This window comes from Kitasatospora sp. NPDC004614 (genome assembly GCF_042873675.1).
GTDB lineage: Bacteria > Actinomycetota > Actinomycetes > Streptomycetales > Streptomycetaceae > Kitasatospora.
Genome location: NZ_JBIALR010000001.1, coordinates 144,534 through 169,746 on the forward strand (window position 1 = coordinate 144,534; position 25,213 = coordinate 169,746).

The 25,213-nt window shown below is 71.0% G+C and carries 23 protein-coding genes and 2 pseudogenes; 18 read left to right on the forward strand and 7 right to left on the reverse strand.

Translation table 11 applies throughout. The features are described 5' to 3' along the window. Window positions 1-4: 4 nt before the first annotated feature. Entirely contained in the window at window positions 5-610 is a 606-nt protein-coding gene (locus ACFYST_RS00595) for a TetR/AcrR family transcriptional regulator (protein ID WP_387858867.1), read from the forward strand. Between the two features lie 75 nt (window positions 611-685). Here the strand turns inward: ACFYST_RS00595 and ACFYST_RS00600 are convergent, their stop codons facing one another. Further along, window positions 686-1,570 carry a LysR family transcriptional regulator gene (locus ACFYST_RS00600; protein WP_387636359.1) on the reverse strand — a complete coding sequence of 295 codons (885 nt, stop codon included), beginning with the start codon at window positions 1,568-1,570 and terminating at the stop codon, window positions 686-688. A 103-nt stretch (window positions 1,571-1,673) separates the two neighbouring features. On the opposite strand from ACFYST_RS00600, the gene ACFYST_RS00605 reads away from it, so the two are divergent. Both ACFYST_RS00605 and ACFYST_RS00610 read left to right on the forward strand, forming a co-directional pair. Then, a complete protein-coding gene (locus tag ACFYST_RS00605; protein ID WP_387636356.1) occupies window positions 1,674-2,135 on the forward strand; it encodes a PACE efflux transporter in 462 nt (153 codons plus the stop codon). A gap of 143 nt (window positions 2,136-2,278) precedes the next feature. Then, window positions 2,279-3,790, forward strand: a complete 1,512-nt coding sequence (locus ACFYST_RS00610) for a M1 family metallopeptidase (protein WP_387858869.1) — start codon at window positions 2,279-2,281, stop codon at window positions 3,788-3,790. A 66-nt stretch (window positions 3,791-3,856) separates the two neighbouring features. Here ACFYST_RS00610 and ACFYST_RS00615 read toward each other — a convergent pair whose 3' ends face one another. Next, window positions 3,857-4,099 (reverse strand): hypothetical protein, encoded by a 243-nt coding sequence (locus ACFYST_RS00615; RefSeq protein WP_387858871.1) that lies wholly within the window; start codon window positions 4,097-4,099, stop codon window positions 3,857-3,859. Between ACFYST_RS00615 and ACFYST_RS00620 the strand changes: the two genes are divergently transcribed. Further along, window positions 4,098-5,261, forward strand: a complete 1,164-nt coding sequence (locus ACFYST_RS00620) for an aminotransferase class I/II-fold pyridoxal phosphate-dependent enzyme (protein ID WP_387858873.1) — start codon at window positions 4,098-4,100, stop codon at window positions 5,259-5,261. The genes ACFYST_RS00615 and ACFYST_RS00620 overlap by 2 nt on opposite strands. On the opposite strand, the gene ACFYST_RS00625 is transcribed toward ACFYST_RS00620, so the two are convergent. After that, window positions 5,211-5,963 carry a serine hydrolase gene (locus ACFYST_RS00625; RefSeq protein ID WP_387858875.1) on the reverse strand — a complete coding sequence of 251 codons (753 nt, stop codon included), beginning with the start codon at window positions 5,961-5,963 and terminating at the stop codon, window positions 5,211-5,213. The genes ACFYST_RS00620 and ACFYST_RS00625 overlap by 51 nt on opposite strands. Before the next feature lie 81 nt (window positions 5,964-6,044). Between ACFYST_RS00625 and ACFYST_RS00630 the strand changes: the two genes are divergently transcribed. The 9 genes from ACFYST_RS00630 (at window position 6,045) to ACFYST_RS00670 (ending at window position 16,578) form a co-directional block, all read left to right on the forward strand. Beyond that, the gene (locus tag ACFYST_RS00630) at window positions 6,045-6,533 is read left to right on the forward strand and encodes a hypothetical protein (protein ID WP_387636344.1); all 489 of its coding nucleotides are present in this window, start codon (window positions 6,045-6,047) and stop codon (window positions 6,531-6,533) included. After that, window positions 6,530-8,935 (forward strand): tetratricopeptide repeat protein, encoded by a 2,406-nt coding sequence (locus ACFYST_RS00635; protein ID WP_387858877.1) that lies wholly within the window; start codon window positions 6,530-6,532, stop codon window positions 8,933-8,935. The genes ACFYST_RS00630 and ACFYST_RS00635 overlap by 4 nt, the downstream gene beginning before the upstream one ends. 213 nt (window positions 8,936-9,148) lie before the next feature. Beyond that, window positions 9,149-10,348 (forward strand): FAD-dependent oxidoreductase, encoded by a 1,200-nt coding sequence (locus ACFYST_RS00640; protein WP_387858879.1) that lies wholly within the window; start codon window positions 9,149-9,151, stop codon window positions 10,346-10,348. Between the two features lie 78 nt (window positions 10,349-10,426). Next, window positions 10,427-11,842, forward strand: coding sequence for a rhodanese-like domain-containing protein (locus ACFYST_RS00645; RefSeq protein WP_387858881.1), 1,416 nt, complete (start codon window positions 10,427-10,429; stop codon window positions 11,840-11,842). Further along, entirely contained in the window at window positions 11,839-12,642 is an 804-nt protein-coding gene (locus tag ACFYST_RS00650; RefSeq protein WP_387858883.1) for a sulfite exporter TauE/SafE family protein, read from the forward strand. Before ACFYST_RS00645 ends, ACFYST_RS00650 begins: the two co-directional genes overlap by 4 nt. A gap of 178 nt (window positions 12,643-12,820) precedes the next feature. Next, on the forward strand, window positions 12,821-13,600 hold the full coding sequence (locus ACFYST_RS00655; protein WP_387858884.1) for a GntR family transcriptional regulator: 780 nt from the start codon (window positions 12,821-12,823) through the stop codon (window positions 13,598-13,600). Between the two features lie 139 nt (window positions 13,601-13,739). Further along, window positions 13,740-14,111: a hypothetical protein gene (locus ACFYST_RS00660; RefSeq protein WP_387636329.1), complete on the forward strand. Its 372-nt coding sequence runs from the start codon at window positions 13,740-13,742 to the stop codon at window positions 14,109-14,111. Window positions 14,112-14,172: 61 nt separating this feature from the next. Then, a complete protein-coding gene (locus tag ACFYST_RS00665) occupies window positions 14,173-15,078 on the forward strand; it encodes a 2-hydroxyacid dehydrogenase (protein WP_387858886.1) in 906 nt (301 codons plus the stop codon). A 303-nt stretch (window positions 15,079-15,381) separates the two neighbouring features. Then, a complete protein-coding gene (locus ACFYST_RS00670) occupies window positions 15,382-16,578 on the forward strand; it encodes a lytic transglycosylase domain-containing protein (RefSeq protein ID WP_387858888.1) in 1,197 nt (398 codons plus the stop codon). 49 nt (window positions 16,579-16,627) lie between these two features. On the opposite strand, the pseudogene ACFYST_RS00675 reads toward ACFYST_RS00670, so the two are convergent. Continuing rightward, window positions 16,628-18,183 (reverse strand): annotated as a pseudogene (locus tag ACFYST_RS00675) (multicopper oxidase family protein). A gap of 94 nt (window positions 18,184-18,277) precedes the next feature. Continuing rightward, window positions 18,278-18,682, reverse strand: a complete 405-nt coding sequence (locus tag ACFYST_RS00680; protein WP_387858889.1) for a hypothetical protein — start codon at window positions 18,680-18,682, stop codon at window positions 18,278-18,280. A gap of 185 nt (window positions 18,683-18,867) precedes the next feature. Between ACFYST_RS00680 and ACFYST_RS00685 the strand changes: the two genes are divergently transcribed. Continuing rightward, window positions 18,868-19,740 (forward strand): universal stress protein, encoded by an 873-nt coding sequence (locus ACFYST_RS00685; protein ID WP_387858891.1) that lies wholly within the window; start codon window positions 18,868-18,870, stop codon window positions 19,738-19,740. Between the two features lie 64 nt (window positions 19,741-19,804). On the opposite strand, the gene ACFYST_RS00690 is transcribed toward ACFYST_RS00685, so the two are convergent. Continuing rightward, a complete protein-coding gene (locus ACFYST_RS00690) occupies window positions 19,805-20,953 on the reverse strand; it encodes a glycosyltransferase (protein WP_387858893.1) in 1,149 nt (382 codons plus the stop codon). A gap of 66 nt (window positions 20,954-21,019) precedes the next feature. Beyond that, complete coding sequence (locus ACFYST_RS00695) at window positions 21,020-22,204, reverse strand: radical SAM protein (RefSeq protein ID WP_387858895.1); 1,185 nt, start codon at window positions 22,202-22,204, stop codon at window positions 21,020-21,022. A 314-nt stretch (window positions 22,205-22,518) separates the two neighbouring features. Between ACFYST_RS00695 and ACFYST_RS00700 the strand changes: the two genes are divergently transcribed. The 4 genes and pseudogenes from ACFYST_RS00700 to ACFYST_RS00715 form a co-directional block, all read left to right on the forward strand. Continuing rightward, window positions 22,519-22,926, forward strand: a complete 408-nt coding sequence (locus ACFYST_RS00700; RefSeq protein ID WP_387858897.1) for a hypothetical protein — start codon at window positions 22,519-22,521, stop codon at window positions 22,924-22,926. 282 nt (window positions 22,927-23,208) lie between these two features. Beyond that, on the forward strand, window positions 23,209-24,432 hold the full coding sequence (locus ACFYST_RS00705) for a hypothetical protein (RefSeq protein ID WP_387858899.1): 1,224 nt from the start codon (window positions 23,209-23,211) through the stop codon (window positions 24,430-24,432). 8 nt (window positions 24,433-24,440) lie between these two features. Then, entirely contained in the window at window positions 24,441-25,070 is a 630-nt protein-coding gene (locus ACFYST_RS00710) for a HEAT repeat domain-containing protein (protein WP_387858900.1), read from the forward strand. A gap of 48 nt (window positions 25,071-25,118) precedes the next feature. Next, window positions 25,119-25,211: pseudogene (locus ACFYST_RS00715) on the forward strand (IS5/IS1182 family transposase); the annotation flags it as partial. Window positions 25,212-25,213 lie beyond the last annotated feature (2 nt).

The following is a 25,213-nucleotide window of genomic DNA, read 5'->3' on the forward strand; positions in this document are numbered from 1 at the left end:
GTTAATGAGTTCACCGACCCCTTCGGGCATGCAGCGACCCGGCGGCCGCACCGCCCGCGTCCGGACCGCCGTGCTGCGCGCCGCCGAGGACGCGCTCGTCGAGGTCGGCTTCGCCGGACTCGACCTCGGCGACGTCGCCCGGCGCGCCGAGGTCGGGCGCACCACCGTCTACCGGCGCTGGGGAACCGTCGGCGCGCTGCTCGCCGAGGTGCTCACCGACATGGCGGAACAGTCACTGCCGCGCGCCCGCACCGGATCGCTGCACGGTGACCTGCGCGCCAACGCCCGGCTCGTCCAGCAGACCCTCGCCGACCCCCGGCAGGGCGCCCTGTTCCGCTCCGTGCTGGTCGCCGCCGCCGGAGACCCGGTCGCCGCCGAGGCGCTGCACCGCTTCTACCAGGTCCGGGTGGCGGAATGGGCCCCCTGCGTGACCGAGGCCGTCGAACGCGGCGAACTGCCGGCCGGCACCGACCCGGAGGAAGTGGTCCGGGCCGTCTCCGCGCCGCTCTACTACCGCATGCTCACCACGGCCGAACCGCTGGACGAGGCCGCCGCCGACCGGGCCGCCGCTGCAGCCGAGGCCGCCGCCAGGGCGGGAGCCTTTCGCTGAATCCTCAGCGGTGGCTGCGGTGCATCTCCACGCTCTGTCCGCCGAGGCGGAGCTGACGGACCTTTCGCTGAATCCTCAGCGGTGGCTGCGGTGCATCAGCTCGACGATTTCCCCCGCGGCCCGGCGCAGCGGCTTCCTGCGCAGCCAGGCCAGGTGGACGGGCAGGGGCACGCCGTTCTTGGTGTTGTCGAACTCCAGCACCCGCAGCCGGCCGGCGGCGACCGCCTCCCGGATCGCGTGCGTGGGCAGGTTGGCCCACCCCGCGCCGCCCTGCACCAGGTCGAGTGCGGCTTCCACCGCCTCCACGTGCCACCGGTCGTCGGAGATCAGCAGCCGGCGGTCGGCGGGGTCGTCGGGGCCGGCCAGCACGATCTGGCGGCTGGTGCTCAGGTCCTCCAGCCGCCGCAGGTCGGCGGGCAGGCTGGGCGTGTCGACGGTGGCCGACGCCACGGCGACGAAGGTCACCTCTCCCACGGCGGCCCGGGCCTCCTCCCGGTCCACCTGCGGGGGAGCGGCCATCAGTGCCAGGTCGATGCGCTCCTGGTGCAGCATCGCGCGCACCCGGTCCTGCGGGGCGCGCTGCAGGTTGACGCGCAGCAGCGGGTAGCGGGCGCCGATCCGGATCACGGCGTCCAGCAGCTCCCGGTCCCGGATGCCGGCGGCCACGGCGACGGTGAGCGTGCTCTCCAGGTCCTGCGACAACTGCGCGGCGTGCACCTGGAGCAACCGCAGGCCGCTGGCCAGGGTGCGGGCCTGCGGCACCAGGGCCATCGCCTGCGCGGTGGGCACCGCCTCGCGGTGGGACCTGTCGAACAGCGGGTAGCCGAGTTCGGCCTCGATGTTGGCGATGCCCATGCTGACCGCGGAGGGCACCCGGCGCAGCGCGCGGGCCGCGCCGGAGAAGGAGCCGTGGTCCACTACGGCCAGGATCAGCGTGATGTCGTCGCTGGAGAGCGCCATGCCGGCTCCACCTGTCAGTGTTCCTGAAAGAACCTTGCTTTTTTCGCCAGACTACCTGAACTAGCTTCTTCTCTCTCGGGCAGGCGAAAGAGGAGCAACCACCATGCAGGGGATAAAGCGGAAGCTGGTCTACGTCGGGGGGTACGAGATCCTCGGGCTGGTGATCGGCACCTCGGTGATGACACTGCTGACGGGTGACTCGATGTCCTCGACCGGACCGCTGGCGATCATGATCACCGTCACGGCGACGCTGTGGAACATGGCGTTCAACTACCTCTTCGAGGCATGGGAAGCGCGCCGGGCCGACCGCACCCGCACCGTGTGGCGCCGGATCCTGCACGCGGTGGGGTTCCAGGCCTCGCTGGTCTGCTTCCTCGTCCCGCTCATCGCGTGGTGGCTGGAGCTCACACTGGTCCGGGCATTCCTGCTCGACCTGACGTTCATCATCTACGTCCCCTTCTACACCTTCGCCTACAACTGGGCCTTCGACCGGATCTTCGGGGTTCCGGCGTCGGCGGTGAACGTCGTGGCTTCGGACGAGCAACTCCTTGTTGCACAGCCGTAGTTGACGGACGGTCCGGTGTCTGTGGCGGCACCGTCTCGATGGTGTGTTTCTTCATGAAGTTCTCACCGCCGGGGAGTAGGCGGGCGGTCGCCGGGACAGGGATCGATCCGACCCCATCGTCTCGGTGATCCCTGGAGGACCACGTGCGCAAGAGGTTGATCGTTTCTGCGGCCAGCGCCCTGAGCCTGTTCCTGGCCGTCCCCGCCTCGGCTTCCGGCTTCCAACCGGGCGCGGACGGCCTGGGGGACCCGTACTACCCCACCCTCGGCAACGGCGGGTACCACGTCTCGCACTACGACGTCCGGCTGAAGTACCAGCCCGCCACCGACGAGCTGGAGGGCACCACGACCATCCTCGCCACCGCCACCCAGGACCTCTCCCGGTTCAACCTCGACTTCGCGCTGAAGGTCTCCGAGATCCAGGTCAACGGGCGGCCCGCGACCTTCGCCACCAGCGGAGACCAGGAGCTGGAGATCACCCCGGCCCGGCCGCTGGCCCACGGGTCCCCGATCACCGTCGTGGTGCGGTACAAGGACGTGCCGTCGACGGTGCAGAAGTACGGCGGCTTCACCGCCTGGAGCCGAACCCCGGACGGCGCGGTGGCGGCCGGCGAGCCCGTGTCGGCCGGCTGGTGGTTCCCGAGCAACGACCACCCCAGCGACAAGGCGACCTTCGACGTCTCGGTGCTGGTGCCGGACGGCACCCAGGTGATCAGCAACGGCGTCCTGACCGGCACCAGCTCGCAGGCGGGCTGGACCCGCTGGAGCTGGCGCGAGAACAAGCCGCAGGCCACCTACCTGGCGACCCTGGCGATCGGGAAGTTCGACATCACCCGGGACGTCACCGCGAGCGGGCTGCCCGTCTACAACGCCTACAGCAAGGACCTCGGGGACAACGCGGACGCCGCCAAGGCCAGCGTGGAACGCACCGGCGAACTGGTGGACTGGCTGAGCGGCTACTTCGGCGAGTACCCGTTCAGCTCGGTCGGCGGCTACGTGCCCAACCTCAAGGCCGGCGGCGCCCTGGAGACCCAGACCCGGGTCTTCTACGGACCCGGAGTGTTCGCCCGGGGATCCAACACCTCCGTCGTCGCGCACGAGCTGGCCCACCAGTGGTACGGCGACAGCGTCTCGCTCTCCCGCTGGAGCGACATCTGGCTGAACGAGGGCTTCGCCCAGTACGCGCAGTACCTCTGGTCCGAGCACGAGAACGAGGGCACCGCACAGGAGCTGGCCGACTACGTCTACGCCTCGCACCCCGCCGACGACCCGTTCTGGAAGGTCAAGCCGGGCGACCCGGGAGACGAGAACCAGTTCCACTGGGCGGTCTACCAGCGCGGCGCGGCCGCCATCCAGGCGCTGCGCAACACCGTCGGCGACGAAACGTTCTTCCGGATCCTGAAGGGCTGGCCCACCGAGCGCCGCTACGGCAACGCCACCATCCCGGAGTTCCAGGCCTACGCGGAGCGGATCTCCGGCCAGAAGCTCGGCGACCTGCTGAACACCTGGCTCTTCACCCCCGCCAAGCCCGCCGTCGGCCCGGGCCCGAACGCCACCGCACCGGCTGCGAGCCGGGCCGAAGGTCAGCTGCTGGCGGAACCGAAGTCCTGGCGGCAGATCCAGGAGGCCAACTCCGTTCACACGCACTGGAAGTGACGCTCCCGCAGTGAAGAGCCGGCGGTCCGTGGGGACCGCCGGCCCGGCCGATTCGCCGCAGGGCCGTCAGCCCCCGATGACGCTCTGGATCTCGTCCTCGCGCAGAACGACGTACTCCTCGCCGCGATTCGCCCCGTCCGGCAGGGACGCGTCGTGCGCGGCGGCGCGCGTGGCCTCCTGCTCCGCCTGCTCCTCGGGGGTCATGGCCGCCCACTCGGCCGCGTTCTTCTCACCGGTGGGCGGGGCAGATGTGAACCCGGGCGCGAATGCGGTTCCACCAGGGCTGTCGTACACATGGGGGATGGGCATGGGCACAGGAGCTGGACGAACGGCGCAGCCGTCGCTGTTCCGGATGCTGGAGCGGCACGAGTGGATCGAGGCCGAGCGGCTGCACCCCCGGGGCCGGGTGTTCGTGTCGGACTACAACGGCGCACACCCCTTCGTGGAGGCGTACCTGGGCGAGCTGGCCGACCTCGCGCCGCACCGCCTGACGGACGTGACCCGCTACTCGGCCCTGGACGAGGACGCGGCGCTGCGTGCCAAGATCGCCCGCATGCACTCCCGCCTCGACGGTGTGGCGTACGAGGCGCAGCACGTCGTCCCGGCGGGAGGGTCGAGCAGCCTGCTGGCGACGTTCGTGCTGTGGCTGCTCAGCAACGGCCACCGGCGGATTCACTACCTGCCGCCGGTCTACTACAAACTCGCCTACCTGCTAAGGGAGTTCGGGATCGAGCCGGTCCCGGTGGCCCGGTCCCACGCCCACCACGACGGCTTCGGCCTGGACCTGCCCGCCGAGCGGAGCGTCCTCGTCCTGACCGATCCCGTCTGGTACGCCGGGCGCCGCGTGCCCGGCCACGTCCTCCGGGCCGTCGCCGACTGGCAGCGGGCCACCGGCTCGCTGGTGTTCGTGGACGGCACCTTCCAGTACCTGCCGTGGGACGGCCGCCCGGGCGAGGCCAGCGCCCAACTACCCACCGAACAGACCGTGCGCCTGATCTGCCCCACCAAGTACCTGTCCATCCACGGCTACCGCGCCGCCCACCTGCTGGTGCCCGCCGCGCTGCGCCCGGCACTGGCGGACCTGCACATCAACCTGCACGGCGATGTCGCCGTCTCCGACCGGCTGTTCGCCCACCGCGCGGCCGACCTCATGCTGGCGGAGGGCAACGCCGGCCTGGTCGGGCACATCCGCGACAACCACCGGGCGCTGACGGCGAGCGGGGCGCTGGCCGCCCAGGTGCCCGCCGAGTGCGGCTTCTTCCTGTTCGCCCGTCCCTGCGCGCCGCTGGACCGTTTCCTCGCGATGGGCGCGGAGTACTTCGAACTCGACGGCCACGAAGGCCATGTGCGGATCAACCTGCTCAACCGGGCCGGACTCGACGCACTGGTCGCCGCCACCACCGGGGAGGGGGACGCGGTGTCAGCGGCCGGCGGCGGCGATGGCCTGCCGCCGCTGCCACACCGCGCGTGAGATCCGGGCCAGCAGGCGCGCGGCGGGATCCTCCACGTCGTGACCGCTGGCCAGCGGCCCGGTGTAGCACACGGCCAGCACGTACGGCGGCGCGTCGTCGGGGTGGACGAGCGCGGCGCTGTGCCGCAGGCCGGGGAACCAGCCGTTCTTGCTCGCCAGGCGGGTACCGGGCGGCAGGCCCGCGGCCAGGTCCACCCGGTGCGCGTTGTGCTCCAGCAGCGCCAGGACCTCGCCCTCCAGCGACTGCAGCAGCCGGACCAGGTCCAGGGCGCTCACCCGGTTGTGCACGCCGGCGTCGCGGGCCGGGTAGTCCTCGATCCCGCGCGGGCTGCCACCCGTGGCCCCGGCGCGCCGCCACACCTCGGCCACCGCCTCCGGGTCGACCTGTTCGAGGCACAGGTTCGTCGCCAGGTTGGAGGAGTGGGTGACCATCCGCCCGGCCAGCCAGCGCAGCGGCACCCGCTCGCCCAGGTGCTCCCACGGCAGCGGATCGCTGTCCCAGGAGCGGCTGTTGCCGTACACCGCACCGGTCAGCGACCGGAAGCGGTTCACCACCGGCACCCGCGCGTCCCAGTCGACTCCGCTGCGGTACAAGGCCGCCAGCACCGCCACCTTCATCGTGCTCGCCGCATCGTGCGGTACCTGCGCACCGCGCGCGAACACCGGAGCACCCTGCCCGGGCGCCACTACCACCGAGAGCACCGTGCCATCGTAGGGGCCCGCCGCGATGCCTACTCCGAAGTAGGACTGATTGGTCGTCACAGTTCTCCGTAGAGTGGTGAGTTGACCTATTCGCAGACCTGGGGGGCAGCCATGGATGCCGAACTGATCAGCCTCGCCAACAGCGCCGGAACCACACTCGTCCAGTTGATGGCCAGCAGCGCCTGGGAACGGATCTCGGCGGGCGTCGCCAGGCTGTGGCATCGGCATCGGCCGGAGGACGCGGAACTGGTGGAGACCGACCTCGCCGAGATGCGCGCGGACCTGCTCGGGTCCGGGGCGGACCCGGCGGCGCAGCGGATGGCCGCGACCGCCTGGCAGATGCAGTTCCGTGCCCTGCTCGCCTCCGGGGGACCGGAGTTGGCGCAGGAGCTGAGGGTGCTGGTGGAGAGCGGGTTCCTGCCGGCGCCCGGCGCGCAGGGGACGTCGTTCGGCGGGAACGTGCAGATGAAGGCCGAGGCGAGGGACAACGCCACGATCAACCAGCTCGGCCAGGGCACGTTGATCGTGAACGCGGCGGTGCGCCCCGAGCCGGCGGCCGAACAGCGGTGAGAGACGAGGACGATGCCGGGCAGCCGCCGTCCGGCGGGCCGTCGTTCGTCACCCATGTCGGCGGCTCGGCCCAGGCGTTCGTGGCGGGCCGCGACATGGTGTTCCAGGGGCCGGGCCCGCGAGCCCTCGCGGGACTGCCGACCGACTACGAGTACCTGATCGGCCGGCAGCCGCAACTCGCGGCGCTGCGCGAGTTCCTGTCGGCCTCGCCCGACGCGTTGTCGTTCACCCCGGTGGCGCTGATCTCCGGTTTCGCCGGTTCGGGGAAGACGGCGCTCGCGGTTTCGGCCGCCCGGCAGGCGCTGGAGAACGGGGAATTCGCCGGGGGTGTGGTCTTCGTCGACCTGAACGGGATCGGCCGTCCGCACAATGGCGGCGGGGCGCTCGACTCCGCTCTGCGTTCCCTGGGCGTCCGGCAGTCCGAACTGGGCGGGCCGATGGCCGAGCGCGCCAGGCTCTACCGGTCCCTGCTGCACGAACGCGGCCGGGAGCACGGCCCGGTGCTGGTGGTGGTCGACGGCGCCGAGGAGCCGGAGCAGGTGCTGCCGCTCCTCCCCGGGGACGAGGCGCACAAGCTGCTGGTGACCAGCCGCCGGATGCTGGCCGTCCCCGGTGCGAGGGTGGTGGTCACAGGGCCGTTGGGCAGCACGGACTCGTCGCTGGTGCTGATGTTCGCGGTCGAGCGCACCGGGCTGTCCCCGGGACGGGTCTCCTTCTCCTCGAGAACGGCCGACTTCCTGCCGGACCTGATGGAGGAGTGCGGTCACCTGCCCGCGGTCGTGACCTCGCTGGCCGCCCAGTTCACCCAGGACCCGGGTCTCACCGTCGGCGCGCTGTACGGACGACTGAAGGCGGCGATCGACTCGTACGCGCGGGGCGGGCCCGCGAACGGCCCGCTGCTGTCCGTCGTCCGCCGCGGTTTCGACGAAACCCTCCTCCGGCTCGGTCCGGAAGCCGCCGAGCTGCTGCCGCTGCTCGCACTCGCCGAGGGCCCCGACATCACCACGGACCAGGTCGGGTACCTGACCGGGGCGGGAGAGGAGGACCTCCGGTCCGCCCTCGCCGACCTGGCGGGACACCACCTGCTCGTCGAGGACCCGATCGGGTCCGACCGCTGGCGACTTCCCGGGTTCGCGCGCCGGGAGGCCAGGGCGCTGGCCGCCCGGCTCCCGGGGCCGGTCCGCACCGCCGCGCAGCGGCGCCTGCTCGACCAGTACGTGCGGATGGCCAGGACGGCGGACGAGGACAACACCGGTGCCACCGCCGCCTCACGAGTGGAACTGCGGGTCGGCCGCGAACTCGCCAAGGAGTGGTTCGACGCCGAACGCCACAATGTCGTCGCGGCCGTGACCATGGCGATCCGGGCGGGGCTCGACCAGCAGGCCGTGGACCTGGCCCTCCCGGTCGGCCGCCTGCTCCTGGACCGCCACCTGCTGAAGGAAGTCGGCGCCTGCACGAAGGCCGGGCTGGCGGCGGCCGAACGGATCGGCGACCGCTCGGCCGAGGCCGGGCTGGTCAATCTTCGGGGCGTGTGGCTCATTCGCCTCGGCCAGGACGAGAAGGCTCTCGGCCTGTACGAACGGGCCCGGGCGATCTACGCGGAGATCGGCGACCTGCTGGGTCAGGCCAAGACGTCCGCGAACATCGGCAACGTTCAGTACGCGCGCGGCGAACTGCGCCTCGCCTACGCCATGCTCCGCTCGGCGGCCGTGGACTTCCGGGAACTGGGTGACACCGGGAACGAGGCCGAGGCCACCCGGAACGCGGCCAACATCATGGTGGATGCCAAGGATTACGAATCCGCGCACATGCTGTACGGGCGAGCAGTCTCGATCCATCGGGACCGGGGTGACCAACTGGGCGAGGCATGGGCGCTGGAGGGCCTCGGCGATCTGTTCCTGCTGCTGGAGAATCCCCAGGAAGCGCTGTCCTGCTTCGGCGGGATGCGGGTCATCGGCCAAGTCGTCGAGGACCCCGGCGTACTGGGCTCGGCCCTGTACGGCGCGGCGCGCGCGATCTCCATGGGGAAACCCCGGCAGCGTCGCCAGGCCCAACCGCTGCTGAAGGACGCCGTGGTCCTCCTGGAGGCCGCCGGAGACCGGCGGAAACTGGCCGCAGCCTGCTACGTCCTCGGCGTGCTGCTCTACGAGGAGCGCAAGTACCCGGAGGCCCATGCGCAGCTGCAGCGGGCCGGCCTCATCCACTTGGAGGAGTTCGGGGACGAAGGGGCGGCCGGCGGGCCGATGGGACTGATGGTCGCCGCCGAACGGGCCATGGAGAACCGGGGTGTGGGCAAGAAGCTCCTGGGCCGGGTCTCCCGAGTCGGACACCGGCCTGCCTGGGAAGTGCCGAACGTGCGGGTGACCTCGTTCCGGCCGGGTCCGTGGGAGGCCGAGGACTGAACGGGGCCCGACGAGACACCGCCCACGACAAGAAACCGCCGCCGGCGCACTGACCGGTGGCGGTTTCCTGTCGTGGGCCGAGTGCGTTCGCGTCCGGGATGTGGCGCCGGCACCTAAATGTACGGACAAATTCGGCCGAATCCTCGCAGGTGGCTTGCGTGTTCGGCCTGCGCCGCCCTAACTTAATGTCCGTACATTTGAAGGGGGTCCTTGATGGCCAAGCAGCATCACCGGATCGTGATCATTGGCGGCGGTACCGCCGGGATCACCGTCGCGGCCCGGCTCCGCCGCGCCGGGGAGCGGGATGTCGCCGTGCTCGATCCGAGCGAGCGGCACTACTACCAGCCGCTGTGGACGCTGGTCGGCGGTGGCCGGGCGCCGCTGGCGGAGAGTGTCCGTTCGCAGGCGTCCGTCATGCCGAAGGGCGTCCGGTGGATCCGCAGTGCCGCGGTCGCCGTCGATCCCGAGGCGCGGGAGGTGGCGCTGGACGACGGCGGCACCGTCTCGTACGACCAGCTCGTGGTCTGCCCGGGCATCCAGCTGGACTGGGACCGCATACCGGGCCTGGAGGCGGGGCTCGGAAAGGACGGACTGTCCAGCAACTACTCGTACCAGCACGCCCCCGCGACCTGGCGCTTCATCCGCGAAACCCGTTCCGGCAGCGCGGTGTTCAGCATGCCGACGGGCGCCGTCAAGTGCGGCGGCGCCCCGCAGAAGATCGCCTATCTCGCCGCCGACTACTGGCGCCAGCAGGGCGTCCTCGACAAGATCGACGTCCACCTGGTGATCCCCGGCGCCGCGATCTTCGGCGTGCCGGAGTTCGCCCGCGTGCTCGACGGCGTGGTGCGCCGGTACGGCATCAAGGTCCACTACGGCAGCGAAGTCACCGAAGTGCGGCCCGAGGCGCGCGAGTTGGTCGTCACCGAGCTGGACGGCGGCGGCACCACGACGCTGCCGTACGACATGGCCCACGTGGTGCCGCCGCAGAGCGCCCCGGACTGGATCAAGCGCAGCCCGCTGGCCGGCGCCGACGACCCGGCCGGCTACGTCGAGATCGACAAGCACACCATGCGGCACGTCCGGTACCCGAACGTCTGGGCGCTCGGGGACGCCGGATCGTCACCGAACTCCAAGACCGGCGCCGCCGTGCGCAAGCAGGCGCCCGTGCTGGTGGAGAACCTGCTCGCCGTGCTGGGCGGCCGGGAACCCAGGGCGAGTTACCAGGGCTACTCGTCCTGCCCGCTGACCACCGCGCGCAACAAGATGCTGCTCGCCGAGTTCGACTACAGCGGACGGCCCGCCCCGTCGATCCCGGTGATCAACACCGTCCGCGAGCGCACCGACATGTGGTACCTCAAGCGCCGCGGACTGCCGTTCCTCTACTGGAACCTGATGCTCCGCGGGCTCGCCTGAGCCGAAGGCCGACCGACCCGCGTCACCGTCCCGCGCCGTTGCGGCGTCACCATCCCTGCCCACCCTCAGGAGCCCGTCATGCCCGAGAACGCCGGACCGCTGGTCCTCGAGCAGTTCTACCTCGACTGCCTCTCCCACGCCTCCTACCTGGTCGGCGACCGCACCACCGGCCGCGCCGTCGTGGTCGACCCCCAGCGCGACGTCAACGACTACCTCGTCACCGCCGAGCGCCACGGCCTGACCATCGAGCGGGTCATCGAGACCCACATCCACGCGGACTTCCTCTCCGGCCACCTGGAGCTGGCCGAGCGCACCGGCGCCCGGATCTCCTACGGCTCCGCCGCCGCACTCGACTTCGACACCGACCCGCTGGCCGACGGCGAGCGCCTCGCCCTCGGCGAGGTCGAGCTGGAGATCCTGCACACCCCGGGCCACACCCCGGAGTCGATCTGCGTGGTGGTGCGCGAGCACGCGGACGACGAAGTCCCGTACGGCGTGCTCACCGGCGACACGCTGTTCATCGGCGACGTCGGCCGCCCCGACCTGCTCAGCTCGCGCGGCCGGTCGGCCGACGAGATGGGCCGCCTGCTGTACCGCTCCACCCGCGCGCTGCTCGCCCTCCCCGACGACACCCGCGTCTACCCGGCGCACGGGGCCGGCTCGGCCTGCGGCAAGAACCTCTCCGCCGAGCTGAGCTGCTCGATCGGCAACCAGCGGCGCGGCAACTACGCGCTGGCCGACATGACCGAGGACGAGTTCGTCGCCGTGGTGACGGACGGTCAGCCCGCCGTGCCCGCCTACTTCGCGTTCACCTCGGTGCGCAACCGGCAGGCCCGCCCGGTCCTGGACGAGGACACCGGCGTCCCGTCGCTCACCCCGGACGAACTGCTCCAGGCACGGGCCGGCGGCGCGATCGTGCTGGACACCCGGGACCCGGAGGCGTTCGCCGCCGCGCACCTGCACGGCGCCGTCAACGTCCCGCTCGGCGGCCGGTTCGCCGAACTCGCCGGCCAGGTGCTCGACGCCCAGGACGCCATCGTGCTGTGCGGCGACCCGGACACCGCCGTCGAGGCCCGCACCCGGCTGGCCCGGATCGGCTTCGACCGCGTGCTCGGCGCCCTGGCCGCGCCGGTCGGCGCCGTCGGCGCCGAGCACCTGACCCGCGCGATACGGGTCGAGGCCGACGCCCTCGCCGAGCAGCTCGCCGCCGCCGACCTCGTGGTGCTGGACGTGCGCGGCCCCGGCGAGGTGCAGGAGAAGGGCACCGTCCCCGGCGCCCGGCTGATCCCGCTGCCCGAACTCCTCGCCCGCCTCGGCGAGTTGCCGACCGGGCAGCCGCTGACCGTGATCTGCGCCAGCGGCAACCGCTCCTCGGTGGCCGCGTCCGTGCTGCGCGCCCGCGGCTTCGACACCACCGACCTGCGCGGCGGCTTCGCCGCCTGGCAGGGCGAGGTCGCCCGCCCGGCCGGCGATGCGGACGGCGTCACGGCGTGAGCGTTCTGATCACCGCTCTGCTCTGCGGAGCCGTGGTCGGCGTGGCGCTCGGCGCGCTGGGCGGCGGCGGGGGAGTGCTGGCGGTCCCGGCCCTGGTGTACCTGCTGGGCGTCGCGCCCGCGGAGGCCGGGACCACCAGCCTGGTCATCGTCATCGCCACCTCGGTCACCGCGCTCGCCCGCCACGCCGGCGCCGGCACCATCGAGTGGCGGACCGGCTTCCTGTTCGCCGCGGCCGGCGTGCTCCCCGCCATCGGGGCGTCCGCGCTCGCCCACCGCATCCCGCAGGCGGTGCTGACCGCCGCGTTCGCCGTGCTGGCCGCGCTGGCCGCCGCGGCGATGCTGCGCGGCACCCGCACCGCGCGGCGCGCGCCGTCCGCGGAACCGGCCGACGCCGCAGGCCGGGGCGGTCGGGGCGGTCGGGGCGGTCGGGGCGGGCACCCGGGCACGCTCGCCGCCGGGGCCGGACTGGGGGCGGTGACCGGGCTGCTGGGAGTCGGCGGCGGCTTCCTCGCCGTGCCCGCCCTGGTGTCCGTGCTCCGGCTGCCGATGCGCAAGGCGGCCGCCACCAGCCTGGTGGTCATCCTGGTCAACTCGGTGGTCTCCCTCGCCACCCGGCTGACGGTCTCCGGGATGTCCCTGAACCTGGCGGTCTTCGGACCGTTCGTGGGCGCCGCCGTCCTGGGTGCCTGGGACGGCAAACGACTGGCGGCCAAGATCTCCGGCACCGCCCTGCAACGCACCTTCGCGGCCATGCTGCTCGCGGTGTCCGCCGCCATGCTGATCAGCGCCGTCGCCTGACAGCTCCGGTGCGAACGCTTCCCCACGACCGCTGCCCGGGACCAACCCGCCCGGGCAGCGGTCGCCGCGTCTCCCCGTATGAGCGGCCGGCGCCGATTTTGCACTGCCCCCGCAAAGGTACGAACATTCACTTCGTGCCCCGCACCACCCATCCCACCCACCACCCCAGGACGGCGCCGTGACCACCGCCCCCGGCCCCCGGCCCCTCGTCCGCGCCCCGGGGAACCCGCTCTGGGCACAACTCCGCGCCGACCTGCTGCGCCGGCTCGACGAGGGCGAGTTCAGCGACGTCTTCCCCGGCGAGCACGACCTGGTCGCCGAGTACCAGGTCAGCCGGCACACCGTCCGCGAGGCCCTGCGGAAGCTCCGCGAGGAGGGCCTGGTCAGCGCCCAGCGCGGCAAGGCCTCCCGGTTCACCGCGAACCGCCCGCTGGAGCAGGACGTCGGCGAGGCGTACAGCCTCTTCCGCTCCGTCGAGGAAGTCGGAGCCGTCCAGCGCAGCGTCGTGCGCGCACTCGACCAGCGCGCCGACGGCGTCATCGCCGCCCGCCTCGGGCTCGAGGAGTCCACGCCACTGATCTACCTCGAACGCATCCGCCTGGCCGACGAGGAACCGCTCGCCGTCGACCGGATATGGCTCCCCGCGGACATCGCCCGCCCGCTCCTCGAGGTCGACTTCACCCACACCGCGCTCTACGACGAACTCGAACGCCACTGCGGCAGCCGCATCTGCGGCGGCTGGGAACGCATCCGCGCCGTCGTCCCCGGCCGCGGCGAACGCATCCTCCTCGACTGCCCCCCGACCACCGCCCTGCTCGCCATCGACCGCCTCGGCCACGACACCCGCGGCCGCCTCATCGAATGGCGCCAGACCCTCGTCCGCGCCGACCGCTTCGCCGTCTCCGCCGCGTTCTCCAACACCGACTACCGCCTGGGCGCACCGATCCACGCACTCTGACCGTCGGACCGGGGCTGATGAGGCGTCAGAACCCTTGCGGCTCCCGTGTGACAGCCGGACGGCGAACTGGATAGTGTGTGCCGCCCTGGGAGGTGGCGCGTCGAGAGGGACGCGCCGGGCGGTGGGGAGGACCTGAGTGGTGGGGGAATACCAAGGCGGGTACCTGCCGGGGCCGGTGGCCCGGCGGCCGGTCGGGTACATCGTCGTGGTGGTGCTGTTCGCCGTGCTCGGTGGGCTGGTCGACGTGCTGTTCTCGTTCGGGATGCTGTTCGCCACGGACAGCTGCGGGACGGGAGGCGCCGGTGGCTCGGCGCCGGTGTGCACACCGGCCGTGTGGCTGCTCGCGGTCGCCCTTCCGTGGGCCGGTCTGCTGGCGCTGGTGCTGGTCGCCTCCCTGGGCGCCGTCCGGGCGCGCCGGCGCGGGCGTTCGGCCTGGCTCGCCCTGCCCGCCGCGCTCGGCGCCTATCTGCTGGCCTGCGCCCTGTCCTACCTGCTGGTCTTCGTGCTGTGAACGCGGGACGTCATCGAGGGGGCCCGGCGGGTCGGGGTGTCGGTGCGGCTAGGGTCGGGGCATGAGTGCTCGTTACCTCCTCCCGTACGCCCCCGATGCGATCGGCGGCCTGCCCGCCGGTCTCGACGCCCTCGTGTGGGACGGGGACGGGCCGGTGCCGTCGGACGACGCGCTCCGGGAGGTGGAGTTCTTCTGCCTGCCGTACCTGCGGCACGCCGCCGCGCTCCCGGTGATCCCGCACCTGTCGTCGCTGAAGGTGGTCCAGACGCTCACGGCCGGCATGGACGACGTCCTGCCGCAGGTGCCGGACGGTGTCGTCGCGTGCAGTGCGCGCGGACTGCACGATGCCAGCACCGCCGAGCTGGCGGTGGCGCTGATCCTCGCCTCGCTGCGGGGCATCCCGCACTTCACCCGCCTTCAGGACCAAGGGCGTTGGAGCCAGGAGTTCCACCAGTCGCTCGCCGACCGGACGGTGCTCATCCTCGGATACGGTTCGATCGGCCGGGCGCTGGCCGCGCGGCTGGAGCCCTTCGAGTGCGACATCGTCCGGGTCGCCCGCCGGGCCCGCCCGGAGGAACGGGTGCACGGCGTGGCGGAGTTGGCGGAACTGCTGCCGACCGCCGACGTCGTCGTGCTGCTGACACCGCTGACCCCCGAGAGCCGTCATCTCGTCGATGCTGGGTTCCTGTCCCGGATGAAGGACGGCGCGCTGCTCGTCAACGTCGCGCGCGGCCCCGTCGTCGACACCGGGGCACTCCTCGCGGAACTCACCGCGCAGCGGCTGCGGGCCGCCCTCGACGTCACGGACCCGGAGCCGCTGCCCGCCGACCACCCGCTCTGGCACGCCCCCGGTGTGCTGATCACCCCGCACGTCGGTGGCCCCAGCAGCGCGTTCCTGCCGCGGGCCAAGCGCGTGCTGCGCCGGCAGATCCTGCGGTTCGAGAACGGCGAGCCGCTCGCCCGCTGACGCGGATACGCCAGGGCCTGCCTTCAAACCCGCGTCGCAGCCCCGCGGCGTCTGGTGCGTGCTCTCGGCGTGCCGGGTGGAAGGCCTCGTACTGGGTGTACTTGGTCTTTCGCCCGGTGCGGCGAGAGTGCGTGCCTGGGGTACCTCCCAGCCCGCCAGGGCTGCGGGCGGGCTGTGGGGCAGGCGGGGGTTTGAAGGCAGGCCCTGGGCCTGCCCGGAACCTGACAGGCCGTCGGTTCGTCGGAACTGCTGACCGCGAGATCGGCGAAAGGGACCCGGATGGCACGGCGGATACGTAAACGGGTGTTTCTGCATGCGGCGGGCGTGATGGTGGCCCTGGCAGCGGCGACGGCATCCACGGCACCGGCGGAACCACTGCCGGCGCGGGCCGCGGGGGCCGGCCCGCTCGCCGCCTTCACGGATGACGGTCCGGTCGACCTGCCGGACGGTCAGGTGCCGTTGGACGGTGGCGGTGCCCGTCCGCTGCCCCAGCCGCCGGCGTCGGCGGACGGGGCGCCGAGTGTGGAGACCGTCGCGCTCCAGGACGGGGGAGGCGCGCGGCTGCCGTCCATCGTCTTCGACGCCTACCGCAAGGCGGAGGCGTCGCTCGCCAAGTCGTCCCCGGGATGCCACCTGCCGTGGCAACTGCTCGCCGCGATCGGCGAGGTGGAGTCCGGGCAGGCCGACGGCGGCCGGGTGGACGCCAACGGGACGACCTACCGCCCGATCCTCGGCCCGGTCCTCGACGGGAACGGCTTCGCGGCGATCCCCGACACCGACGGCGGCCGGTACGACGGAAGTGCCGCCTGGGACCGGGCCGTCGGTCCGATGCAGTTCATCCCGTCCACCTGGGCGACCTGGGGCGCGGACGGCAACGACGACGGCAAGGCGGACCCGAACAACATCTGGGACGCCGCACTCGCCGCCGGCCGGTACCTCTGCGCGGGCGGCCGCGACCTGGCCGTCCCCGCGCAGCTCGACCGGGCGGTCCTCGGCTACAACCACTCCGCCGAGTACCTGCGGACGGTCCGGGCGTGGATGGCGCACTTCCAGGCCGGCGTCTCGGTCACCCCGCCGGCACCGGCGCCGACGCCGACCATGACCCCGTCTCCGTCCGCGCCGAAGCCGAGCCCGAGCGCCGACCGGTCGCCGAGCGCCGGCCCGTCGCCGGCGGTCTCACCGTCGCCCACGGCAAGCGGGTCGCCGTCGCCGTCGCCGTCCGCCTCGCCGAGCGGGACGCCCTCCGGCTGCCCGTCGCCGACGGCAGGTCCCACCGTGAGCCCGAGCCCGAGCGCATCGGCGTCAGCGTCCTCGTCGCCGTCCCCCTCGCCGACGACGAGCGCATCGCCGTCGCCGTCGCCGTCCGCGACTCCGTCGGGTTCGCCCTCGCCCGGCTGCAACGCTCCTTCGCCGACGGCATCCACGTCCTCGTCGCCGTCGCCCTCGGCGCGGGCCGGCAGCGTCCCGTCCGCGTCCCCCGGAGCCGCTCCGGTCAAGTGAGGTTGCCGGGACCGGCGCACAAGTGCCGGTCCCGGTAGGTGAGTTGCTGTCAGGCGCGGTAGGCGACCAGGCCCATCATGCCGCTCTCGCCGTGGTAGGCGTTGTGGCAGTGGACCATCCACTGGCCGGGGTTGTCGGCGTCGAAGTCGCAGACGATTCGCTGCTTCGGCTTGACGATCACGGTGTCCTTGCGCGGTCCCGTGTCGCCCACCTGGAAGGTGTGGCCGTGCAGGTGCATCGGGTGCCACATCTCGCTGGCGTTGGTGAACTCCAGCCGCACACGCTGTCCCTGGCCGACCAGGAACGCGCCGGCGGCCGGGTCGTTCATGTCGAAGCGCCGCCCGTTGATCGACCAGTCGTAGCGGGCCATGCCGCCGGTGAGTTGGAGCCGGTGCGTGACGTCGGGGGTGCGCGCGGCGAGCCGGACGCCCTGGTCGGCGCGGAGCTGATCGGCGGTCAGCAGCCTGCCGTCCAGCTCGGTCGGCCGGAAGGACGGTTCCGGGGCCTGGCCGGAGCCGGTGCGGATCAGGGCCGTGCCGGTGGCGTTCTTGCCCTCCGCGAGGGACACCAGCGGGAACACCCCGTCCTGGAGGGTGACCAGGACGTCGTACCGTTCGCCCATGCCCAACAGCAGCGCGTCGACCTCCTGGTGCTCGACCGGGTAGCCGTCGGAGTGCGTGACGGTGAGCCGGTGCCCGCCGAGCGCGACCCGGTAGGCGGTGTCGCCGCCCGCGTTGATGATCCGCAGCCGCACCCGGGCCCCGGGCCTGGCCTGCTTGACCGCCGGGGCCGTGGGCAGCCGGCCGTTGATCAGGTGATGCGGGTGGTTCACGTCGCCGGCGTCGCCGCCGAGCAGCGGGCTGGCGGCGCCCATGAGCATGAACTTCATCGACATCCCGCCGCCGGTGGACGAGGGACTCTGCCCCATGTCCATCCCGCCCATGTCCATCCCGCCCATGCCGTGGTTCATGCCCCCATGCCCTTGGAGAGTTCGGCGAACGCCTCGTCGGGGGTGCCGGTCACGCCGTCGAGCCAGTCGTCCAGGACGACGACCCACTCGTCGTCGTACTTCAGCGGCTCGTGCGGGTCCTCGACGATCAGCGGTCCGTACAGTCCGCGGTCGAGCTGCACCCCGACGTGGGGGTGGTACCAGTACGTGCCGGGCCGGTCGGCGATGAAGCGGTAGTCGAAGCTGCCGCCGGCCGGTACCTCGCGCATGGTGACGGGCGGGACGCCGTCCATGTCGTTGCGCAGCGACAGGCCGTGCCAGTGGATCGAGGTGGGCGCGGCGAGGTTGTTCGCGAGCTGGGCGACCAGGGTGTCGCCGGCGGTGAGGCGGATCTCCTGGCCGGGCAGCTGCCCGCCGAAGGTCCAGGTGTTGACGGTCGTTCCGCCGAGGTCGACGGGGGTGGCGGCGGCGGTCAGCCGGACGGTGCGTTCGGCGCCGCCGGTGGCGCGCTTCGTCTCGGCCGCCGCCACGGCGGAGCCGGACGGGCCGACGAGGGCGGCGGAGCCGCCCTCCGGGCCGGAGCAGGCGGCGAGCGCTCCGCCGCCGGCCAGGCCCAGGCCGGCGAGCAGTACGGAGCGTCGGTTGATGGTGGTCATCGTTCCTCTTCGCGGGTGCGCGTGGCACGGCCCGGCCGTGCCGGTGGACGTGGGCAGCGGCGGCCGCCGGGCATGCGGCGGCCGCGGCCCGCGCCTATATGCGCAGCACCGAGAGGAGTGACGGATCGGGCGGGGACGGCCCGGCAGGGTGCCGGCCGTCGTGCGGGCCGCCCGCTTTCATGCCGGGCGCCGCGGCGGCGGGCACCGGGTGCGCGGGCGGCGCGGTGAGCACCGGCCCGCGGACGTCGGTTCCGACGCAGTGCATGCCGGTCGCACACTGCTGACCGGCGGGGGAGTGGGCGACCTGCCCGTGCGGCACCGAGCTGCCCGCCGACGTGGCCGTGTGGTGAGCCATGCCCGGCATCGCCGGGGACGCCTCGGCCGAGATGCTGTGGTGCACGAGCAGGGCCAGCGCCGCGACCAGCGCGAGCAGCAGCGCGTGGAACAGGCGGGCCCGTGGCCGGCGTGCCGGTCCTCCGAACGTCCGCGCCGCTGCCATCTGCTCCCGCCCGCTCCCCTGGCTCGTCCCGGCCACCGTGCGTCAACGGTAACCGCCCTCACACCGGGACAGATCCCCGGCGGCCGAGGTGCTCCGGCGCGCGGCTTCCCCCGGTGCCGCATACCGTGCGAGAGGGGAGCCGACGAGGTCCGGCGGGCGAGGCCCGAGGGCTCACTGGAGGACTGATGGCAGCCACCGATCCGGGCCGTTCGATCGTCCTGGGCGTCGACGCGCTCGGCGATCACGACGACGCGCTGCGCTGGGCGGCGGACGAGGCGGAACGTCGAGGCCTCCCGTTGCGCATGATCCACGTCGTTCAGCCGTCTCCCCGGAGCATGCGCGTGCTCGGGGCGGCCTTCCAGCAGGACCAGAGGCGGGTCGGACGCCGGCAGCTCCACCTCGCCGGCCGGCTCGCCCGGACGCGGCACCGCGAGCTGGAGGTGTCCGCCGAGATCCTGGAGGGGGCGCCGGGCCCGGTCCTGGTCCGGGCCTCCCACGAGGCCGCGTACGTGGTGCTCGGCTCGCGCTCGCTCAGCCGGGTCGAGGAACTGCTCAGCGGCTACTCGATCACCGTGCCGGTGAGCGCGCAGGCCGACTGCCCGGTGGTCGTGGTCGGCGGGCGCCAGGAGGAGCCGGACGACCCGCCCCGAATTGTCGTCGGAGTCGACGGCAGCGCCTCCTCGGCCGTCGCCTTCGCCGCCGCCCTCGAACTGGCGCGGCACCGCGACGCGACGGTGCGGGCCCTGTGGGTGTGGCAGCGGCCACGCCTGGCACGCATCGACGAGGACGCCACACTCGACGAACTGCGCCGCACGTTGGCCCACACAACGGCCGGACAACTGGCCGCGAACCCGGACGTGCCCGTCACGAGCGAAGTCGTCCCCGGCCATCCTGTCCGGGTGCTCGCCGACGAGTCCCGGCACGCGCTGGCCGTCGTGGTCGGACGACGCGGCAGCGGCGGCTTCACCGGCATGCGGCTCGGCTCCGTGCCCCGCGGGCTGCTGCACGAGGCGAGCTGTCCCGTCGTCACGGTGCCGGGCGTGGCCGAGCGGGACTGACGGCGGGGCACGTCCTGGACTCTCCGCGCCGGGGGCACTTCTTCTTATACAGGGTGAAAAGGTGTCATCGGGCGGTTGCTTCGACGATATCCGCAGCCACAGCAGCACTCTTGATGTCGCAGAGCTCAGCGCTCAGCGCTTCCACTCGGCTCCGCATGACCGAATCGGCGAGCGCTTTCTCCAGCGCACTTACGGGTGTGGAGTCCGTCGGCAGGGGAGCGGCGACGCCTGCCCGCACACATGCCTTCGCCAGCACGGGTTGTTCCCCTCCGACGGGTGAGACGAGCTGCGGCCGCTTGTGGAGCAGAGCACACAGCACGGGAGAAGTCGTGGCGTTGCTGACGACGAGGTCGGCGTGCTTGACGATCGGAGTCATCCACGGCTTGCGAACAAGGAGCAGATCACGACCCTCAAAGTCGGCGACTGCCACCGGGTCGTTACGCCCCACCTCGATCGCAACCCGGAAAGGCGAATTCGAGAAGAACCTCGCGATGTCCGGTGAGGCGCCTTTCCTGCCGAAAGTACGCCCTAGGTGCACATACAGCAAAGGCTTGTCGCTTGAGTCCAGGAATCGGTTGACCGCTTCCATGTCGACCTGACTCGGCGGCGGCTCCCACCAGCAGGGGCCGACATTCCTGACGCGTTCCGGAAGGATTGCGCCGGGAAGTTCGAGGTCGGCGTGGCCGCGCAGGAGAAGTTGATCCCCGATGAGCGGACTCTGGAGGTCGCCCGTTCGTATCGGCCCGAGGCCGAGTTCCGAGCGAAGTTCGGAGTAATGGCGAAAGGTTTCCTTGAGCCGCCATTCACGGGTGTCATGCAACTGCGGCTCGGCGTCTCCCCCGGCGGTATAGGGCCACAAATATGCAGCCAGGCCCATCACGATTACCGGGATGTTCAGGCTCTCAGCAGCAAGGAGGGCGCCGTGGCACAGAATCGACGTGATGAGGACGTCGGGGCGGGATTCCTTGCCGGCGCACCTGACCGCCGTGTACTGTTCGGCGCCTTCCTGGTACCAGTGGGCGGCATTGAACGATCGAGTGGCTCCGTAATCTGCCGAAGAGAGGAAGTCGAGGCGGGCGGAGGAAGCGACGTCGGCGGCGGCCGGGCGGCCAATCATGGTTACGTCATGTCCTCGATTGCGGAGCTCCACGCCGACGGCGACGACCGGATACAGAAACCCGGGATCACTCAGCGGGCACAGCAGAACTCTCAAGGCATCTCCCTTTCGGCGCTAAAGCCCTTTCCCGTGGGCCGGATCAAGCTTCCCCTGGCGGTGGCGCTACAGTCGGCCGGTCGCGTACAGATAATCCAGTACCTGGCCGTCCACCCGGTCGTGGAAATCGGCGACCACCTCAGTCGGTGCCTGGTCGTATTCGTAGCCGCACTGTACCCAGCGGTCGCTCACCCGGTCAGCGGTCAGGTAGCCGTCATCGAGCGTGCCGACCTCGAAGCCATCCTTTCCCGCCGACTGCCAGCAGCTGTACAAGGTCCCGTCGGCATTGACCACAGCGCCGTACTTTCCGCCCGGGGCCGAGCAGGTGTGGCAGGTGGTCTTCATGCCGGGCCGCGTGATACGGAATCCGCACTCAAGTGCCATGACCTGCCACTCTACGAACTTCTGACTGACTTCGTCGACGTGCCGCAGATCGTTGCCGTAGCCGAAACCGGCGTCCCCGACCCATGCGAAGGACACAGTGCAGCGGCCAGGGTCGAGGTGTTCCTTCCACTGTGCGAAGACCTCGCCGATCCGATCGAAGTTGTGATGGGAGATATTGACCCTCAGCCCCCAGGAAAGGGTGGTGACATCGGTCGCCCGGGCCACATTCCGGACGATGGTATCGAAAGTGGCTCCACCGTTTCGGGTCACGCGGATTCGATCGTGATCTTCTCGGCTGCCGTCGAAGGTCACTTGTACGCCACTGAGTCCGGCGGCGTTGAGGTTTTTTGCGATGGTGGGCGTGAGAAGCACACCGTTGGTCGTCATCACCGCTGAGCGCAGGCCGATCGTCCCGCAGTGTTGCAGCAGCGCCAGGCAGCCGCGCGGATTGAGCAACGGCTCACCCCCGAAAACGACGAGGTCGAGGCTGCGCAGGCCGGCGCGCTCCATTTGGCTTTCCGTGAAATGCGCGATGCGATCGATGGTGGCGGTATCGAGCCGGTAGCCGTCGATGCGCTGGGGTTTGTTTCCACCGGCTGGATCGAGGCCGGTGTTCTGGAAACAGTAGCCACAGCCCAGGTTGCATGTTGTGGTGGGGAGCACGGTCAGGGTGTAAGCGGATGGAATGCGTGGACGGTAGGCCCCGTGGCTGTGAAGAAATTCTTCGATTTCTGCGCAGATCGTCCCGTCCTGGAGCACCTGTTCCGATTTCAGAAGGGTCCAGGTCTGGTTCCCGAGGAACCACCAACCGTGCGTGCTCCTGATCAGTCGTGGGGCGTCGATTTCGTCAACACGGGTTCCCAGCATGATCTCTCTTCTGAATAAGTCTTCTGAATAAGCAAGGGACGAGGAAAGCGGAGGGCGAGAGCTGAGGCGGAATCTGCTGCTTGCAGGGACGCAGCCGAAGCTGCGTCCCTGCAAGCGTGCTCACGGCACTCCACTCGGCGGAACGAGCGTCGGTCCGGGGGCGGTCAGCCTAGGTAGATCCCGCACTCAGGCCCGTCGCACTGGGACCGGTCAGCCAGTGACGCTCGGGCGCCTCCACCACCGCCGCCGCCCCCGCCGCCCCCACCGCCACCGCCCCCGCCACCGCCCCCGCCGCCAGTGGGGTCCGTGCCGCCATGGCCGCCGTCCACATCAGCCGCAGAGGCTTCGATGCAGTGGATGTGGACCCCACAGCCGCCGCCTCCGCCGCCTCCGCCGCCATTGCCATCGGCAACATCCATCAACTCCTGGGTCTTGGTGCCACCGCCTCCGCCGCCTCCGCCGCCTCCGCCTCCGCCGCCTCCGCCGCCCCCGCCGCCGCCCCCGCCGCCGCCGCCTCCGCCCCCGCCGCCCCCGCCGTCGATGTCTGCTTGCGTCTTACCTGCTGGGCCTGCCACCTTCATTGGTTCCACCGGCACTTCGAGGAAAATTTCGCAGCCCTGCGAACCGTTGGGGATGTCAGCCAGTCCCGCCCCCTTTCCCTTGCCGCCGCCGGGTTTTCCTCCTTGGCCAGTTTGGTTGGCAGCTGGACCTGGCAACTTTGATAGATCGACGTACAGATCGCACATGCCAGAGACGCATCCTGCCTGAACGTGTGTGATGGGCTGCTGCTCTCCCATACTTGACCTTCCATTGCCTTGCGTGACTGATTGGATGCATACAGATATAATCCTCAACTGGAAACCTGTCCCGTCCAGTCGTCTACTGGAGCTATGGTTTCGCTCCAATGGCAGAGTCTCGGGGGCCAGGTGACGAGTGCACCAACAGCCTGCGGCTGGTCCCCCGATCGGCTCGATGTTTTCGCTCGGGGTACGGATTCGGCTCTGATGCACAACGGCTACGACGGTGGTTGGTCGGGCTGGGAACGCCTCGGTGGCATGCTGGCCAGCGCCCCCAGTGCCATCACCCGGGAGGTCGGGAAGATCGATGTGGTCGCATGCGGCACCGACTCCGCCATATGGCACAACAGCTACGATCACGGTTGGTCTGGCTGGCAGTCCCTGGGCGGCACTCTCACCTCATCGCCAACCCTGTGCGGCTGGTCCCCCGATCGGCTCGACGTCTTCGCTCGGGGTACGGATTCGGCTCTGATGCACAATGGCTACGACGGTGGTTGGTCGGGCTGGGAACGCCTCGGTGGCATGCTGGCCAGCGCCCCCAGCGCCATCACCCGGGAGGCCGGGAAGATCGATGTGGTCGCATGCGGCACCGACTCCGCCATATGGCACAACAGCTACGATCACGGCTGGTCTGGCTGGCAGTCCCTCGGCGGCACTCTCACCTCATCGCCAACCCTGTGCGGCTGGTCCCCCGATCGGCTCGACGTCTTCGCTCGGGGTACGGATTCGGCTCTGATGCACAACGGCTACGACGGTGGTTGGTCGGGCTGGGAACGCCTCGGTGGCATGCTGGCCAGCGCCCCCAGTGCCATCACCCGGGAGGTCGGGAAGATCGATCTGCTGGCCGGCGGGTCGGACAGTGCGATCTGGAGCGGTACCGCTCAGGCATCGGTTCCGCCGGTCGCTGCCCCCGCCGCGCCCAGCGCCAGCGTGCGCATTCACGCAAAGATCATCGCACCGCCCAGTGTCCCGCTGGATGACTCCTTGGCCCGCATGGTCGAAGTTTACGCAACGCGCGGAATATCCGTGGAGGTGGGCTCCACCGAAACCTTGAATATTCCAGAGCTCAGCGACGTCGAGGTCGGACAGTGCGTGATGGGGCAGACCTCGGCCGAGCAGAACCAGCTGTTTTCCCATCGCGACAACGCGGGAGGGGCAGAAGCAGTCGTCTACTTCGTCCGGTCGACGATTCCGCCGTACAACGGCTGTGCCGCGCACCCGGACGGAGTCCCGGCCGTGGTCATCGCCCAGGAAGCCACGGAATGGACCATGGCGCACGAGGTCGGCCATGTGCTGGGGCTCCAGCATGTCAACGACAATCACCGACTTATGACGGGGAACGGAACGCGAAATATCATAAATCCACCGCCGGAGCTGGTGCCCGACGAGGGTGCGATCATTATGTCAAGCGAGTTCTCTCGGAGATCCTAGGAAGCCTTATGGCTGTCACGATGGAAGACGTCCTCAAGCTCCTCGCGCCGGAAGAGCCGAATTACGCCGGTGTCGAAGCGCTCGGTGCCGAAGGGGTGCCGTTCCTGGAGAGCCTCCTGCACGGAAGCGACCCGATGCTCGCCTCAAAGGCGGCGTATGCGGCGAGTCTGCTCCCGGCGGCCACAGGACACGACGTGGTGGCGGACGCCGCTCGGAGCGACAACCCGCTGCTCAGAGTCGCTGCTGCCGGTGCGACCCGGAACCTTCCGACGCCCTCGGCCGCCGTCGTTCTCGCCGATCTCGTCTCCGACAGCGATGCCAGCGTCCGCCGCAGGGCCAACATGGTGATCGAAGCGGACAGTGCTGACAAGGGTGCGGATGGAGGAGGGGGCTTCAGCCTGGCCGGCCTCGTCACAGCCATCAACCTCGCCCGGGGGACGAAGGGATCACTGGCGGGGCCAGCTGCCGACCGGAGCCGCGGCAGTCTGCTTCCAAGCGGCCCCAGCCCTGCGCAACCCGCCGCCCCGACGGCGACAGCGGCCGGTGACGTTTCGCGCGGACTCATGCCCGGTGAGCTGCCCCCCGGTAGCGGCCCCTCAAAACCGCCGCCCGGCCGGATGCCGGGAGAAGCTCTCTAAAGGCTGGCCCGTGCCCGGCAACCACAACGACTGCCGCGCGTTCGCCGACTCCCGCACCGCCGCCGACCGGGCCCGGACCTGACCGACTGGCAGAAGGACGACAACCGCTCCCACCGACGTGTGCGAGCACGCGTCGAACATGC